The sequence below is a fragment of the Samsonia erythrinae genome, assembly GCF_004342665.1.
Classification (GTDB): Bacteria; Pseudomonadota; Gammaproteobacteria; order Enterobacterales; family Enterobacteriaceae; genus Samsonia; species Samsonia erythrinae.
In genome coordinates, this window is record NZ_SMBY01000003.1 from 245,156 (window position 1) to 259,738 (window position 14,583).

11 protein-coding genes are annotated in these 14,583 nt (G+C 53.8%); 2 read left to right on the top strand and 9 right to left on the bottom strand.

Going from position 1 to position 14,583, the window contains the following annotated elements:
- Nucleotides 1–596: 596 nt before the first annotated feature.
- Entirely contained in the window at nt 597–2,015 is a 1,419-nt protein-coding gene (treB, locus tag EDC54_RS07780) for a PTS trehalose transporter subunit IIBC (protein WP_132454868.1), read from the top strand.
- Nucleotides 2,016–2,077: 62 nt separating this feature from the next.
- Complete coding sequence (gene treC / locus EDC54_RS07785) at nt 2,078–3,763, top strand: alpha,alpha-phosphotrehalase (RefSeq protein ID WP_132454869.1); 1,686 nt, start codon at nt 2,078–2,080, stop codon at nt 3,761–3,763.
- 124 nt (nt 3,764–3,887) lie between these two features.
- Here treC and elaB read toward each other — a convergent pair whose 3' ends face one another.
- From elaB to nuoG, 9 genes are all read right to left on the bottom strand, one after another.
- Nucleotides 3,888–4,199: a stress response protein ElaB gene (gene elaB, locus EDC54_RS07790; RefSeq protein ID WP_132454871.1), complete on the bottom strand. Its 312-nt coding sequence runs from the start codon at nt 4,197–4,199 to the stop codon at nt 3,888–3,890.
- A 234-nt stretch (nt 4,200–4,433) separates the two neighbouring features.
- Nucleotides 4,434–5,891, bottom strand: coding sequence for an NADH-quinone oxidoreductase subunit NuoN (gene nuoN / locus EDC54_RS07795; RefSeq protein ID WP_132454873.1), 1,458 nt, complete (start codon nt 5,889–5,891; stop codon nt 4,434–4,436).
- Nucleotides 5,892–5,897: 6 nt separating this feature from the next.
- A complete protein-coding gene (gene nuoM, locus EDC54_RS07800) occupies nt 5,898–7,433 on the bottom strand; it encodes an NADH-quinone oxidoreductase subunit M (protein ID WP_132454875.1) in 1,536 nt (511 codons plus the stop codon).
- A 99-nt stretch (nt 7,434–7,532) separates the two neighbouring features.
- Nucleotides 7,533–9,380 (bottom strand): NADH-quinone oxidoreductase subunit L, encoded by a 1,848-nt coding sequence (gene nuoL / locus EDC54_RS07805; RefSeq protein ID WP_132454877.1) that lies wholly within the window; start codon nt 9,378–9,380, stop codon nt 7,533–7,535.
- Nucleotides 9,377–9,679, bottom strand: a complete 303-nt coding sequence (gene nuoK / locus EDC54_RS07810; protein WP_132454879.1) for an NADH-quinone oxidoreductase subunit NuoK — start codon at nt 9,677–9,679, stop codon at nt 9,377–9,379. The genes nuoL and nuoK overlap by 4 nt, the downstream gene beginning before the upstream one ends.
- Nucleotides 9,676–10,236: an NADH-quinone oxidoreductase subunit J gene (gene nuoJ, locus EDC54_RS07815; protein ID WP_132454881.1), complete on the bottom strand. Its 561-nt coding sequence runs from the start codon at nt 10,234–10,236 to the stop codon at nt 9,676–9,678. The genes nuoK and nuoJ overlap by 4 nt, the downstream gene beginning before the upstream one ends.
- A gap of 9 nt (nt 10,237–10,245) precedes the next feature.
- Complete coding sequence (gene nuoI / locus EDC54_RS07820) at nt 10,246–10,788, bottom strand: NADH-quinone oxidoreductase subunit NuoI (RefSeq protein ID WP_132454883.1); 543 nt, start codon at nt 10,786–10,788, stop codon at nt 10,246–10,248.
- A gap of 17 nt (nt 10,789–10,805) precedes the next feature.
- Nucleotides 10,806–11,780: an NADH-quinone oxidoreductase subunit NuoH gene (gene nuoH, locus EDC54_RS07825; RefSeq protein ID WP_132454885.1), complete on the bottom strand. Its 975-nt coding sequence runs from the start codon at nt 11,778–11,780 to the stop codon at nt 10,806–10,808.
- Entirely contained in the window at nt 11,777–14,503 is a 2,727-nt protein-coding gene (gene nuoG, locus EDC54_RS07830; protein WP_132454887.1) for an NADH-quinone oxidoreductase subunit NuoG, read from the bottom strand. The genes nuoH and nuoG overlap by 4 nt, the downstream gene beginning before the upstream one ends.
- Nucleotides 14,504–14,583 lie beyond the last annotated feature (80 nt).

A 14,583-nucleotide genomic window follows, 5' to 3' on the forward strand; every position in this document is an offset into this window, starting at 1 on the left:
TGAAATCCTATTTCATCTTCGCTACCATTTAAAACGTGATCAATATCACATTAAATAGCCCAACAAGGAGTCTGATGATGAAAATGTTCCGTAATATCAGCAAATTCTTTAAAAGAATGGGAGATGTTTATGTCAGCTACTGCGAACGTATTGGGTCTGTCATCAGCCCATTCTGATTGTGATGTAAACAATCTCTGAAGCCGCCGTTTCTGGCGGCTTTTGTTTTTATTGCCCGCAAAAAGCAAACGCCAGTCTATCAATAGCGCTTCCTCCCTGCCTTCCTCTATGCATTGTGCGCCTGAGCACGCTAGCGCCCTCAATCGCCTGAGCGCCGACCTTTTGCATCGAAAATTTGCCTCGTTTCGGGTGTCCAGTAAATCTATACGGGCAACATTATGATAGCGAGTAAGGGTTTATAACTTAAGCTTATATAAGTCGTTCCGTCTTTATTAAAGATAGTCAGGCTGAAACTTAAAGCAGTGATCTTTCCGTGCGCCAGCATCCTTCAGAAAGCTCATCACATTCAAACATGTACTTCACTTACATTGCTGCACGGTTGAGCTTCTGGATCCTCAAAGAGAAAAAAGGACAACGCGATGAGCAGCATTAAACAACAGGATATTGACCATTTGATCGCACTGGTCGGCGGGCGTGAGAATATCGCCGCCGTCTCGCATTGCCTCACCCGCCTCCGTTTCGTATTACACGACGTCACTAAAGCGCACCCCAAAAGTATTGAAGAAATGCGCATGGTGAAAGGATGTTTCACCAATGCCGGACAATTTCAGGTCGTGATCGGCACCAACGTGGATGCATACTACAAAGCGCTGCTCGCCACCGCGGGTAAAAGCGAAATCAATAAGGAGGAGGCCAAAGTTGCGGCCCGCCAGAATATGAGCTGGTTTGAGCGCAGTATTTCACACTTTGCGGAGATCTTTTTTCCACTGCTCCCGGCCCTGATCTCCGGTGGATTGATCCTCGGCGCACGCAACGTTATCGGCGATATTCCCATCCGTGACGGACAAACGCTGGCGCAACTCTACCCAATCTGGCAAACCCTCTACGATTTCCTCTGGCTATTAGGAGAAGCTATCTTCTTCTACCTGCCCGTTGCCGTGTGTTGGTCAACCGTGCGTAAAATAGGCGGTACGCCTATCCTCGGGATCGTACTGGGCATTACGCTGGTCTCCCCTCAGTTGATGAATGCCTACCTTATTGGCCAGCAAATGCCTGAGATCTGGAATTTTGGTTGGTTCTCGGTTGAAAAAATCGGCTATCAGGCTCAGGTGATCCCCGCCGTATTAGCCGGGATGGCGCTGGCGCTTATCGAAACCCGACTGAAAAAAATCGTGCCGGATTACCTCTATCTGGTCGTGGTTCCCGTTACCTCACTTATGCTGACCGTTTTTCTGGCGCACACGCTGATCGGCCCGTTTGGCCGTATGATTGGCGATGGCGTCGCCTGGGCCGTGAAGTTGACGATGACCGGCAGCTTCGCCCCGATTGGCGCGGCGCTGTTCGGTTTCCTGTATGCGCCTCTGGTGATCACCGGCGTACACCAAACCACCCTGGCGATTGATATGCAAATGGTCCAGAGTATAGGCGGCACGCCCGTCTGGCCACTTATCGCGCTGTCTAACATCGCGCAGGCGGCGGCCGTCACCGGGGTGATCCTCGTCAGCCGAAAAGCCAACGAACGTGAAGTTTCCGTTCCTGCGGCAATTTCCGCCTTTCTTGGCGTAACCGAGCCGGCAATGTACGGCATCAACCTGAAGTACCGTTTTCCCATGTTGTGTGCCATGATCGGCTCCTCCGCTGCCGCACTGATTTGTGGACTGTACGGCGTCACGGCAAATGGTATCGGCGTAGGGGGACTGCCAGGGATCCTCTCCATCAAACCACAGTTTTGGGGCGTTTTTGCCCTCGCCATGCTGGTGGCCATCATCATTCCGATGGGACTGACGCCTCTGGTCTATAAGCGTAAAAGCCGCAACGGTACGTTGGAGACGCCTTAATCGCTCAGATCCATTCAGCCTGCGTCTGTTTAGAAGCGAGCATAGCTAAAGGAGAATTATTCATGAAAACTCGACTCCCCTGGTGGAAAAATGGCGTGATCTACCAGATCTATCCAAAGAGCTTTCAGGACAGCAGCGGAAATGGCGTTGGTGATATCCCGGGCATCACCGCCCGTCTTGATTACCTGCAACAACTGGGAGTCGATGCCATCTGGCTGACGCCGGTTTACCTCTCTCCCCAGATAGACAATGGCTATGATGTAGCCGATTACTGCGCTATCGACCCCGCGTATGGCACGATGGCGGATATGGAAGCGCTGATCGCACAAGCGCATCGTCGTCGTATCCGTATCGTCATGGATATGGTCTTCAACCACACCTCGACACATCACCCGTGGTTCCTGAACGCGCAGGATCGTCGCAGTCCATATCGTCATTTTTACCTGTGGCGCGATGGCAATGATGGCGCACCACCCAATAACTGGCAGTCTAAATTTGGTGGTTCTGCCTGGCAGTGGCACGCTGCCAGCAAACAGTATTATCTGCACCTCTTCTCCCCCGAACAGGCCGATCTGAATTGGGAACACCCGCGTGTGCGGGACGAATTAAAAAAAGTTTGTGCGTTCTGGGCGGAAAAAGGCGTGGATGGTTTACGTTTAGATGTCATTAATCTGGTGTCCAAACAGCAGGACTTTCCATCAGACGAACTGGGTGACGGACGCCGCTTCTATACCGACGGGCCGCGGATGCATGACTATTTGCAGGAATTCAGTCGCGAAGTCTTTCAGCCTCGCGACCTGATGACCGTCGGTGAGATGTCATCCACGTCACTAGACCATTGCCGCCGCTATGCGGCGTTGGACGGCAGCGAACTCTCGATGACGTTCAATTTCCATCATCTGAAAGTTGATTATCCCAATGATGAAAAGTGGACGCTGGCAAAGCCTGACTTTATTGCGCTAAAGCAGATTTTTAATCACTGGCAACAAGGCATGCATAACCATGCCTGGAATGCGCTGTTCTGGTGTAATCACGATCAGCCCCGCATTGTGTCGCGCTTCGGTGATGAAGGAGAATTCCGCGCGCAGTCCGCCAAAATGCTGGCAATGGTTCTGCATGGCATGCAGGGCACGCCCTATATTTATCAGGGGGAAGAGCTAGGAATGACTAACCCGGGTTATACGCAGATTGAACAATACCGGGACATTGAAAGCCTGAATATGTTTGCCGAACGAACGGGTAAAGGCCAATCGGCGTCACAGCTCTTAGCGATTCTGGCGAGTAAATCACGCGATAATGGCCGCACGCCGATGCAATGGGATACTCGGGACAACGCAGGATTTACAACCGGTACGCCATGGATAGCGCCAGCGCCCAATTATCCTGAGATCAACGTTGAAAAGGCGCTGGCCGACAAAACATCAGTCTTCTATACCTACCAACAGCTTATCGCCATGCGCAAAGCATTACCGTTACTCACGCAGGGAGACTATCAGGATTTGCTGCCAGACCACCCCGGCATCTGGTGCTATCAACGAACCTGGCAGGGGCAACGGCTGCTGGTTCTGGCAAATTTCAGCAAGCACCCCCAGGACTGGCAACCCTGCGCGGAGAACGGAAAAGGCCGCTGGCGATTGTTATTCAGCAATTATTCCGATCCCTGTCACCAGCCTGCAAGGCTGACATTATGCCCGTTTGAGGCCGTGTATTGGATTCAGGGGATGCGGGAAAAAGAGGATAAAATTTAACATTATGAATGTAGCGGGGCACCCCGCTACATCGTCAAGTCACAAAGGTGAACCGTTCGCCCTGAGGGCGCTCCCGTGACAACCTGATATCAAGACGGACAACGCGGATTCGGTTGAACGCACATTAACGCTTAGCCAACAGCAAACCCAGCACCAACCCTACGGTGGCACCAATGCCGACACCGTGCCAGGGTTTATCGCGCAGATAAACATCGGCTTTATCTGCAACCTGCTTTGCACGCTCACAATAGCCATCACTGGCGCCGAGGCGCCCTTTAACTTCTTGCAGCGCTTTTTCCGCATTTTTCTTCAAATCAAGATAGGCCTGATCCGCTTGATCGCCAGTATAACGCAGCACTTCATCCAGCGTATCAGACAGCAATTTCAAGTCATCATCAACACGAATCTCTTCAGGCTGTTTTTTCGTTTCGGCCATAAAATTCTCCCTCTTAATTATGAAAAATGACTGCCTTCTTAACTATAGACAATTCTGCGCATCTGCCACGTCAGATAAGAACAGATCATTCCTAAAGTGCGTCTCCTGACGAGATGGCGGAAATCTTCACCTTTTCGATATCATCGATCGCGCTCAACCACGGGAGAAACGCCATAAAAAAACGCCGTCGATTTTCATCAACGGCGTTGTGTAACTCAGCGACCCTCGCAGTGGCTACATCATCGGCTGCGCCAACTGAACCAGAGAGATAAGCGGCTGCGGATACACCCCAAGGAACAGTACCGCAATAGAGGAAATCAGAACAACGACGCCTCCCGCGGTTAAAGCCCAGTTACTTGGCGTGTCGCGCTGCAACACCTTAGGCGCAGTCAGATATAAGCTGACCATCACACGCAGGTAATAGTACAGACCGATAGCGCTGCCCAGCACCACCGCACCAGCCAACCACCACAGCTCAGCGTTCACGCCCACAGCCAACACGTAGAATTTGCCAAAGAAACCGAGCGTCATCGGGATGCCCGCCAACGACAGCATCATCACCGTCATAACAGCCGATAGAATAGGCTTATGCCAGAACAGACCACGGTAAGAGAACAGCGAATCGGCATCCGGGCCACGGTACGGGCTGGACATCAGACTCACCACGCCAAACGCCCCCAGACTGCTGAACAAATAACCGACCAGATAAACGCCAACGGTTTCCAGCGCCAACTGATGACTCTGCACGGCAATCAGCGCCACCAACAAATAACCCAGGTGGGCGATGGAAGAATAACCGAGGAGGCGCTTGATATTGGTTTGCGAGACCGCCATCACGTTGCCAAACAGGATCGAGGCAAATGCGATAATGCCCAACACGATTCTGACGGATTCACTGTCCGCCATCGGCGCATACAGAAACAGGCGCATAACGGCACCGAAAACGGCAATCTTACCCGCCGTCGCCAGGAACGTAGAAACCGGCGCAGGCGCACCTTGATAGACATCCGGCGTCCACAGCTGGAACGGAACCAGAGACAGTTTGAAGCCCAATCCCACGATCATCATCCCCAAGCCGGCCAGCAACAGCGGCGCATGGATTTGATGATCGCTCAGGCTTTTGCCCAGGCTGGCAAAGCTCAGATTGCCGGATTCAGCATAAATCAGCGCCATACCAAACAGCAGGAAGGAAGACGCCGCCGCTGACAGCAGCATGTATTTAATACTGGCTTCCAGCGAACGCTTCTGGCGGAAGGCATAGCCCACCAAACCAAACAGCGGCAGGGAAAGCAATTCAATGCCGATAAACAACGAGGCCAGATGATTCGCGCTCGACAGCAGAATGCCTCCCAGCGCGGCAATGAGCACTAACAGATAGAACTCATCGCGGTTATCCGGGTAACCCTCCAGCCACGGGTAGGCGAACGTGCTGGTCGCCAGACTCGCCAGCAGAATCAACCCGGTATAGAACATCGAGAAACCATCAGCACGCAGCAGCGGCGTCACGTCCATTGGGCCAGCCTGCCCGACGAAATACAGTGACAGCAGGGCAATGTTCAGGCCGATAACCGTCACGGTTGCGTTGATAAAATGGTTGCGTCGCCACGCAATGCACAGCATCACAACCACTACCGTCAATCCGACGATCAACAGCGGCGATAGCGCAATTAGTTGTTGAAGAGTAATTGTCATGGCGAATTACGGCCTTGTTGTTGAAATAATTGAATCTGGAGCAGACGACATAAACCACTGCTGGATATTTGACATCGCGGCACTGGAGGTATCCAGAATCGGCTGCGGGTAAACCCCTAATAGCACCAGCAACACGACCAGCAGCATCACGATAGACAATTCACGGATCGACATCCCCTTCAACGGTTGGTCGGATTTAGGCGCGCCATAATAGGCGCGCTGCATCATGATCAGGGAATAAACCGACGCAAAGACCAGACCGAAAGTCGATATCACCGTAATCATCGGCACAACCTGATAACTGCCGAACAGAATCATGAATTCACCGACAAAGTTACCCGTTCCCGGCATCCCCAACGTCGCCACGGCGAAGAAGAGAGACAAGGCCGGCAGGAATTTCAGACGAGCCCACAGGCCGCCCATCTCACGCATATCGCGCGTATGCAGGCGCTCATACAACTGACCACACAGAATAAACAGCCCGGCGGCAGACAAGCCGTGTGCAATCATCTGGATCACCGCCCCTTGATAAGCCAGTTGATTACCGGAATAGATGGCAATCATCACGAAGCCCATGTGGGACACAGAGGTGTAAGCAATCAGGCGTTTGATATCCGTTTGTTTGAATGCCAGCCATGCGCCGTAGAAAATACCGATCACCCCCAGCCACATCGCAATCGGTGCAAACTCGTGAGAAGCATTCGGGAACAGCGGCAGGCTGAAACGCAGCAGGCCATAGGCCGCCGTTTTCAGCAGGATCCCCGCCAGGTCAACAGAGCCTGCGGTCGGCGCCTGACTGTGCGCATCCGGCAACCAGCCGTGCAACGGCACGACCGGCATTTTTACCGCGAACGCGATGAAGAATCCCAACATCAGCAGATATTCAACGCCGTGAGACATCGGCGTATTCAGCAGCTCTTCATAGTTGAACGTCCAGACACCGGTGGCGTTGTAGTGCACAAACACCAGCGCCAGTATCGCAATCAACATGATCAGGCCGCTTGCCTGGGTATAGATGAAGAATTTGGTCGCCGCCGTAATTCTGGTCTTACCGTCGGACCCCTTATGGCCCCACAGCGCAATCAGGAAGTACATCGGCACCAACATCATTTCCCAGAAGAAGAAGAACAGGAACATGTCGATGGCAAGGAACACGCCGATAACGCCGCCCAGAATCCACAGCAGGTTCAGGTGGAAAAAACCCTGATAGCGCTGAATTTCATTCCAGGAACAGAGGATTGCCAACACCCCCAGCAACCCCGTCAACACCACCATCAACAGCGATAAACCATCCAGCGCAAGGTGGATGCCAATGCCAAAGCGAGGGATCCACGGCACATAATATTCAGCCTGCCATTGCGGCACGCCGGTCGGCGCCGTCAGGGAATAACCGCCCTGCAACCACAGTTGCACAGACAGCGCGAGTGTCAGCCCCATTGCAATCAACGCTACCCAGCGCGGTACTTTCGTACCAAAACGTTCTAACTGCCAACACAGCAGACCGCCGATAAAGGGGAGAAGAATTAGCCAAGGTAGTAGCATGGCGTTTTGTGTCCCTAAATTAAAGAAATCTGAAAACTTGCCGTGGCAGGCATTCCGATTTGCGAAATGCCCTGCCTCTCATACGTTACCGAACGCCGCTTACACCAGCAGTAACAAAGCCAGTAGCAATACGGCACCGCAGCTCATAGAGGCGACGTACCAGCGCAATTGACCATTCGCACTGAACGCCAACCCACGGTTACCCCAACGGGTAATCACTGCCGGGATGGCCATCAACCCATCTAACGGATCGCGCTGCAACAGCTTCGCAATCGCCAGATACGGTTTAACAAAGACATGGTCGTATAACCAGTCAAAGCCCCAGGCATGGAACCACCAGGTCGAGAAGAAACGACCCGGCGCGCTTTGCGCAATACTGTTCACCGCCTGACGTTTACCCAGCCACAGCACAGCGGCAAGCAGAATACCGGCAATCGCCACCACGCCAGAGGTAATTTCCAGCGTCATCAACTGACCGTGCTCCAGTTCAGTCGTCGCCGGCAATACGCCATGCAACGGCGGAACAATCATCGCACCGATAAAGGTGGACAGGATCATCAGCACAACCAGCGGCAAGTGGTGAGAAAGGCCTTTTCCTGCATGCGCTTTCGTTTTCTCTTCACCGTGGAACACGATGAAAATCATGCGGAACGTATACAGCGAGGTCATAAAGGCACCGGCCAATCCCGCCACCATCAGATTGATGTGACCATTTGCCCATGCGCCAGCCAGAATTTCGTCTTTACTAAAGAAGCCCGCGGTGACCAGCGGCAGTGCGGCCAGCGCCGCGCCCCCGACCAGGAAGCAGACATAAACCAGCGGGATAGTCTTACGCAGACCGCCCATCTTAAAGATGTTTTGCTCATGGTGGCAGGCCAGAATCACCGAACCCGATGAGAGGAACAGCAACGCTTTAAAGAACGCGTGCGTCATCAGGTGGAAAATCGCGGCATCCCATGCCTGAACGCCCAGCGCCAGGAACATGTAGCCAATCTGACTCATCGTGGAATAGGCCAGCACGCGCTTGATATCGGTCTGAACCAACGCAGCGAACCCCGCCAGCACCAGCGTCACCGCACCGACAATACCCACCAGATGCAGGACATCCGGCGCCATCAGGAACAGGCCGTTGGTACGCGCAATCAGGTAAACGCCCGCGGTCACCATCGTGGCGGCGTGGATCAGCGCGGATACCGGCGTCGGGCCAGCCATCGCGTCCGCTAACCAGGTTTGCAGCGGCAGCTGTGCCGATTTACCGACCGCGCCGCCCAGCAGCATCAACGTCGCCCAGGTGATTTCCGGCGAGCCTTCCGCCAGTTTCTGCGGCGCCAAGACCATCAGCTCGCGGAAGTTGAGCGTCCCCAGCTCTTTGTAAAGAATAAACAGTGCAAAGGCCAGGAAGACATCACCCACGCGCGTAACGATGAACGCTTTCATCGCCGCCGCGCCATTCTTCGGATTGGTGTAGTAGAAACCGATCAGCAGATAGCTGCACAGCCCAACCCCTTCCCAACCGAGATACATCAGCAGCAGGTTATCCGCCAACACCAGAACCACCATGCTGGCGATAAACAGGTTGGTATAGGCGAAGAAGCGGGAATACCCCTCTTCCCCACGCATATACCAGGAGGCGAACAGGTGAATGAAGAAACCAACACCGGTCACAACAGACAGCATCGTCACCGACAAACCATCGAGCGTCAGCGTTACGCTGATGTCGAAATTGCCAACGGCCATCCATGTCCACAGGTGCTGATTAAAGAAGGTCACGCCGCCATGCTGCTGGCCCATAAAATCGACCACAACCCAAGCGGTAACCAACGCTGCCAACCCGATTGAACCGACACCGACGGTCGCTGAGGTGTTTTCCGACCAGCGACCGCGGGAAAATGCCAGCAACAGAAAGCCGAGCAGCGGGAAGAGTATGGTTAAATAGAGTAAGTTCATCCGCGCATCTCACTGACTGTATCAATATTCAGGGTCTGACGACGACGATACATCTGTAGCAACAGCGCCAGACCAATACTGGCCTCCGCCGCCGCCAGCGTAATCGCCAGAATGTACATCACTTGCCCATCCGGCTGCTGCCAGTAGCTGCCTGCGACAACAAACGCCAGTGCGGCAGCGTTGATCATAATTTCAAGGCTGATCAACATAAACAGCAGGTTACGGCGGATCAACAGTCCGGTCAGCCCTAAAACAAACAGAATGGCGGCTAAAATCAGCCCATGTTCTAACGGAATCATGCGCGTTCCCCCGTTATTTTCTTCTCAACGTCCTGGTTCACGCCGTCTTTGCTGATAACGTCACCACGTTTATCTTCACGACCGATATGGAACGCGACGACTAACCCCGCCAGCAGCAACATTGAAGCTAACTCAACAGCAAGGACATAAGGCCCGAACAGGCTGATGCCAACCGCTTTCGCCTCAACGGGCGCGCCAGTGATGCCCTGCCCTTCCAGACTAAAGATGGCGTTCACCACAATCACCAACAGTGCAAGTGATAGCAGACTCGGACCGATCCACACGCTGGGTTTGAGCCAATTCCGCTCCTGCTCTTCAACGGCATTACCAAGGTTGAGCATCATCACCACGAAGACAAACAGCACCATAATGGCGCCTGCGTAAACAATGATGCTCAGCGCGCCGGCAAAGTTAGCGCCGAGCGAGAAAAAGACCCCCGCAATCGCCATTAATGAGGTAACCATGTACAACAATGCATGCACAGGGTTGGTATGCGTAATGACGCGCAACGTCGCCAGTATCGCAATCAAACCTGTGGTGTAAAAAGCGAATTCCATGCTAGCTCCTTAGGGCAACAGGCCTTTGACATCAATGGGTTTGGCTTCGTTTTCCGCTTCGCCCTTATCTTTCCCATCAATGGCCATACCAGACATCCGGTAGAAATTATATTCCGGATATTTACCCGGCCCCGATATCAGCAGATCGTCTTTCTCATAGACCAGATCCTGACGTTTGTAATCCCCCATCTCGAAATCCGGCGTCAGCTGGATGGCTGTCGTCGGACAGGCTTCTTCACAGAAGCCGCAGAAAATGCAGCGCGAGAAGTTGATACGGAAGAACTCGGGATACCAGCGACCATCTTTGGTTTCCGCTTTCTGCAAGGAAATACAGCCGACCGGACACGCTACCGCACACAGGTTGCAGGCGACGCAACGCTCTTCACCATCGGGATCGCGCGTCAACACGATGCGGCCACGATAACGCGGCGGCGGGTTGACGGGCTCTTCGGGATACATTTTGGTTTCGCGCTTCTTAAAAGCGTTCGATCCCACCATACAGATACTGCGTATCTGGGTGCCGAAACCAATCACTAACTCTTTCAATGTCATGGTTTATTCACCCCTTGTTAAGCGTTGTACAAAATGACGGCCGCCGTTGCCAGCAGGTTCAAAAGCGTTATCGGCAGACAGACTTTCCAACCGAAAGCCATCACCTGGTCATAACGCGGACGGGGTAACGAGGCTCGGATCAGGATGAACATCATCATGAAAAAGCCCGTTTTCAGCGCGAACCAGACAAACGGAGGCAGGATTGGCCCATGCCAGCCGCCGAAAAACAGCGTCACGATCAGCGCAGAAACGGTAACGATACCGATATATTCCCCGACAAAGAACAAACCGAATTTCATACCGGAGTATTCGATGTGATAACCATCCGCCAATTCTTGCTCGGCTTCAGGCTGGTCAAACGGATGACGGTGGCACACCGCCACGCCAGCAATGGCAAACGTGATGAAGCCAAAGAATTGCGGGATGACGTTCCACAGATGCTGCTGAGAGTCCACGATGTCACGCATGTTGAATGACCCCGCCTGCGCGACGACGCCCATCAGAGACAGACCAATAAACACTTCGTAACTGACGGTTTGAGCGGAAGCGCGCACCGCCCCCAGCAGAGAGTATTTGTTGTTACTCGACCAGCCGGCAAACAGCACGGCGTAAACGGCCAAACCGGCCATCATCAGGAAGAACAGGATACCAATGTTTAGATCGGCGACACCCCAGGTTGGCGTAATCGGCACAATCGCGAAAGCAATCAGCATGGATGTAAACGCGATCATCGGCGCCAACGTAAAGATCACCTTATCGGTAAAATTCGGCACCCAGTCTTCTTTGAAGAACATCTTGATCATGTCGGCGACAAGCTGTAATGAACCGCCCCAGCCCACGCGGTTCGGTCCATAACGCCCCTGGAAGAGGGCAAGCAATCGGCGCTCTCCCATACTCATGAACGCGCCGCAGGTCACGACAACCAACAGAACCACGATCGCTTTTCCGACGGAGATCAGAATCTCGCTTAATTCCGGCGTTAACCAACTCATTGTGCGGCCTCCCGCAGATTTTCAACGGTCGCCCCCGCCAGTACCGGCGCAATTCCCGGCAAGCCCAGCGGTAAACCAACCTGTCCCTGACCCAGTTCCGCACTTAACCGCAGCGGGAGACGTAACGCCTGCCCGGCACAGGTCAACTCCAGCAACGCACCTTCATTCACCCCCAGCGTCGCAGCATCCGCCGGATTCACCATGACATACGGCTCAGGCATGCGCTGTTGGATCACATCAGAACGTTGTGACATCTCATCACTGCCAAACAGGTGATAATACGGCGCAATACGCCATTGCCCCGTCTGTGGAACAAACGCCGCAGGAATATTATCGAAATAAGCCAGTGAGGCCTCTCCAACTTCAATGATGCGAACGCCCGGATCGCCGTGGCGCAAATGGCCGCCCACTTCATCCTGGAATTTGTTCCAGGCTTGCGGTGAGTTCCAACCCGGCGCCCAGGCAAAGGGGATGTGCTGACGGTTAGCCGTGGGACTGTTGTTCCCTTCCATCGAGAAGGCAAACATGGTGTCTTTGTCGACCGGCTGACGGGGTTCATGCACGCTGATATTGGCGCGCATTGCCGTCCGACCGCTGGCGCGAATAGGCGAACGCGACAGTTTTTGACCACGAATGCGGAACGATGCATCCGGCGCGGCATCTTTGATCGCCGACAGTTGCGGCAGCGCCGCGACACACGCGTCAATCACATTATCCAACTGCGTCCAGTCAACCTGACGGCTGTTGTAAGTGATGAATAATGAATGCAGCCAGCGCCAGCTTTCCAGCATGACAACTTTGTCGTTGTAGTAGGTTGGATCATAGACCTGGAAGAAACGCTGCGCACGGCCTTCCTGATTCACCAACGTACCGTCGCTTTCAGCAAAGCTGGCGGCGGACAGAATGATGTTGGCCTTATCCATGATACGGGTGCGCTGATGATCGACCACGATCAGGTTTTCCGCTTTTTCCAGCGCCGCGTCAACGCGAGCAGCGGAGGCATGGCGGTAGAGATCGTTTTCCAAAACCACTACGCCGTCAGCGTCGCCGCTTTCCAACTGAGCCAGCGCTTCATCCAGCGACCCGCCGCCCATCATCGACAAACCGATACTGTTTGCAGCGGAAGCGACAAAGGTAATCCCCACGTCGGAACCGCGCTGCTTCAGCGCCTTGGCGACGTTTGCCGCCGCGGAAATCACCTCTTCGCTGCCCGCGTTCGTTCCGGAAATGATGAGCGGTTTTTTCGCCCCAGCCAGCGCCTGAACGATGATATCGACTTTCTGCTCAAGATCGGATGCTAAATCGATGACTGCGGGGGCGCTGTTATCCAACCCGTGCGCAATCGCGAACCCAAGGCGCGCCTGATCGGAAACCGGCGCATGGTAACTCCAGGCGGCGATATCATCCAGACGGGTGTGATCCACGTTAGTAACAAATAACGGGTGTTTGGCATGCTGACCAATGTTCATGATCGCCGCGATCTGCCAGTCAGCCACTTTCTGAGCGGCTGCCATTTCACGCGCTTTGCCTTTTACCGCCTGACGAACGGCCAACGCGATACGCGCCCCGGTTTGCGTCAAGTCTTCACCCAGAATCAGCACCGCGTCGTAACCTTCAATTTCACGCAGCGCTGGCGTCCTTACTCCGCTTTCGCGTAACACTTTCAGGATTAATTGCAGACGTTGCTGTTCTTGCTGCGCGATACCGGTATAGAAGTTCTCGGCGCCCACAAGTTCACGCAGCGCAAAGTTGCTTTCAATACTGGCGCGCGGTGAACCGATGCCGATGGTTTTTTTCGCCTGACGCAACACGTCCGCCGCGCCTTGCAGCGCCTGCTCGGCATTCAGCGCGATCCAGTCTGCGCCCCGACGTTGCAGCGGCTGTGTCGGCCGATCTTTCCGGTTAACGTAGCCGTAACCAAAACGACCGCGGTCGCACAGGAAATAGTGGTTTACGCTACCATTGAAACGGTTTTCGATGCGACGCAGCTCGCCATAGCGTTCACCGGGGCTGGTATTACAGCCGACGCTGCACTGCTGGCAGATGCTCGGTGCAAACTGCATATCCCATTTGCGGTTATAGCGCTCAGAGTGCGTTTTATCGGTGAATACGCCGGTGGGACAAACTTCGATCAGGTTACCGGAAAACTCACTTTCTAATACACCGTCTTCCGGGCGTCCGAAATAGACGTTGTCGTGCGCACCGTAAACGCCAAGATCTTTGCCATCCGCATAGTCCTTGTAATAACGAACGCAGCGGTAACAGGCGATACAGCGGTTCATTTCATGGGAAATGAAGGGCCCAAGATCCTGATTACGATGGGTACGCTTGGTAAAACGATAGCGGCGGAAGTTCTGCCCCGTCATTACCGTCATATCCTGCAAGTGACAGTTGCCGCCTTCCTCACACACCGGGCAATCGTGCGGGTGGTTGGTCATCAGAAACTCAACTATCGTTTTACGGAATAGCTTCGCTTCTTCATCTTCAATGGCGATGAACGTTCCCTCGGTCGCCGGTGTCATACAGGACATCACCAGACGACCGCGGGTATCTTCCGCGTTTTGATACTGCTTTACCGCACACAGGCGGCAGGATCCGACGCTCCCGAGCGCGGGGTGCCAGCAAAAGTAAGGAATATCAAGTCCCAAAGTCAGACAAGCTTCCAGAAGGTTGTCTGCTCCGTTTACTTCATACTCTTTGCCGTCTACATGAATAGTAGCCATAGTCAGCATGCTTCCATAATGGCCCGTGTCGCCACGGGCGCTAATCAAAAATTCTGTATACCCGCTATCTTTCAAAGCGT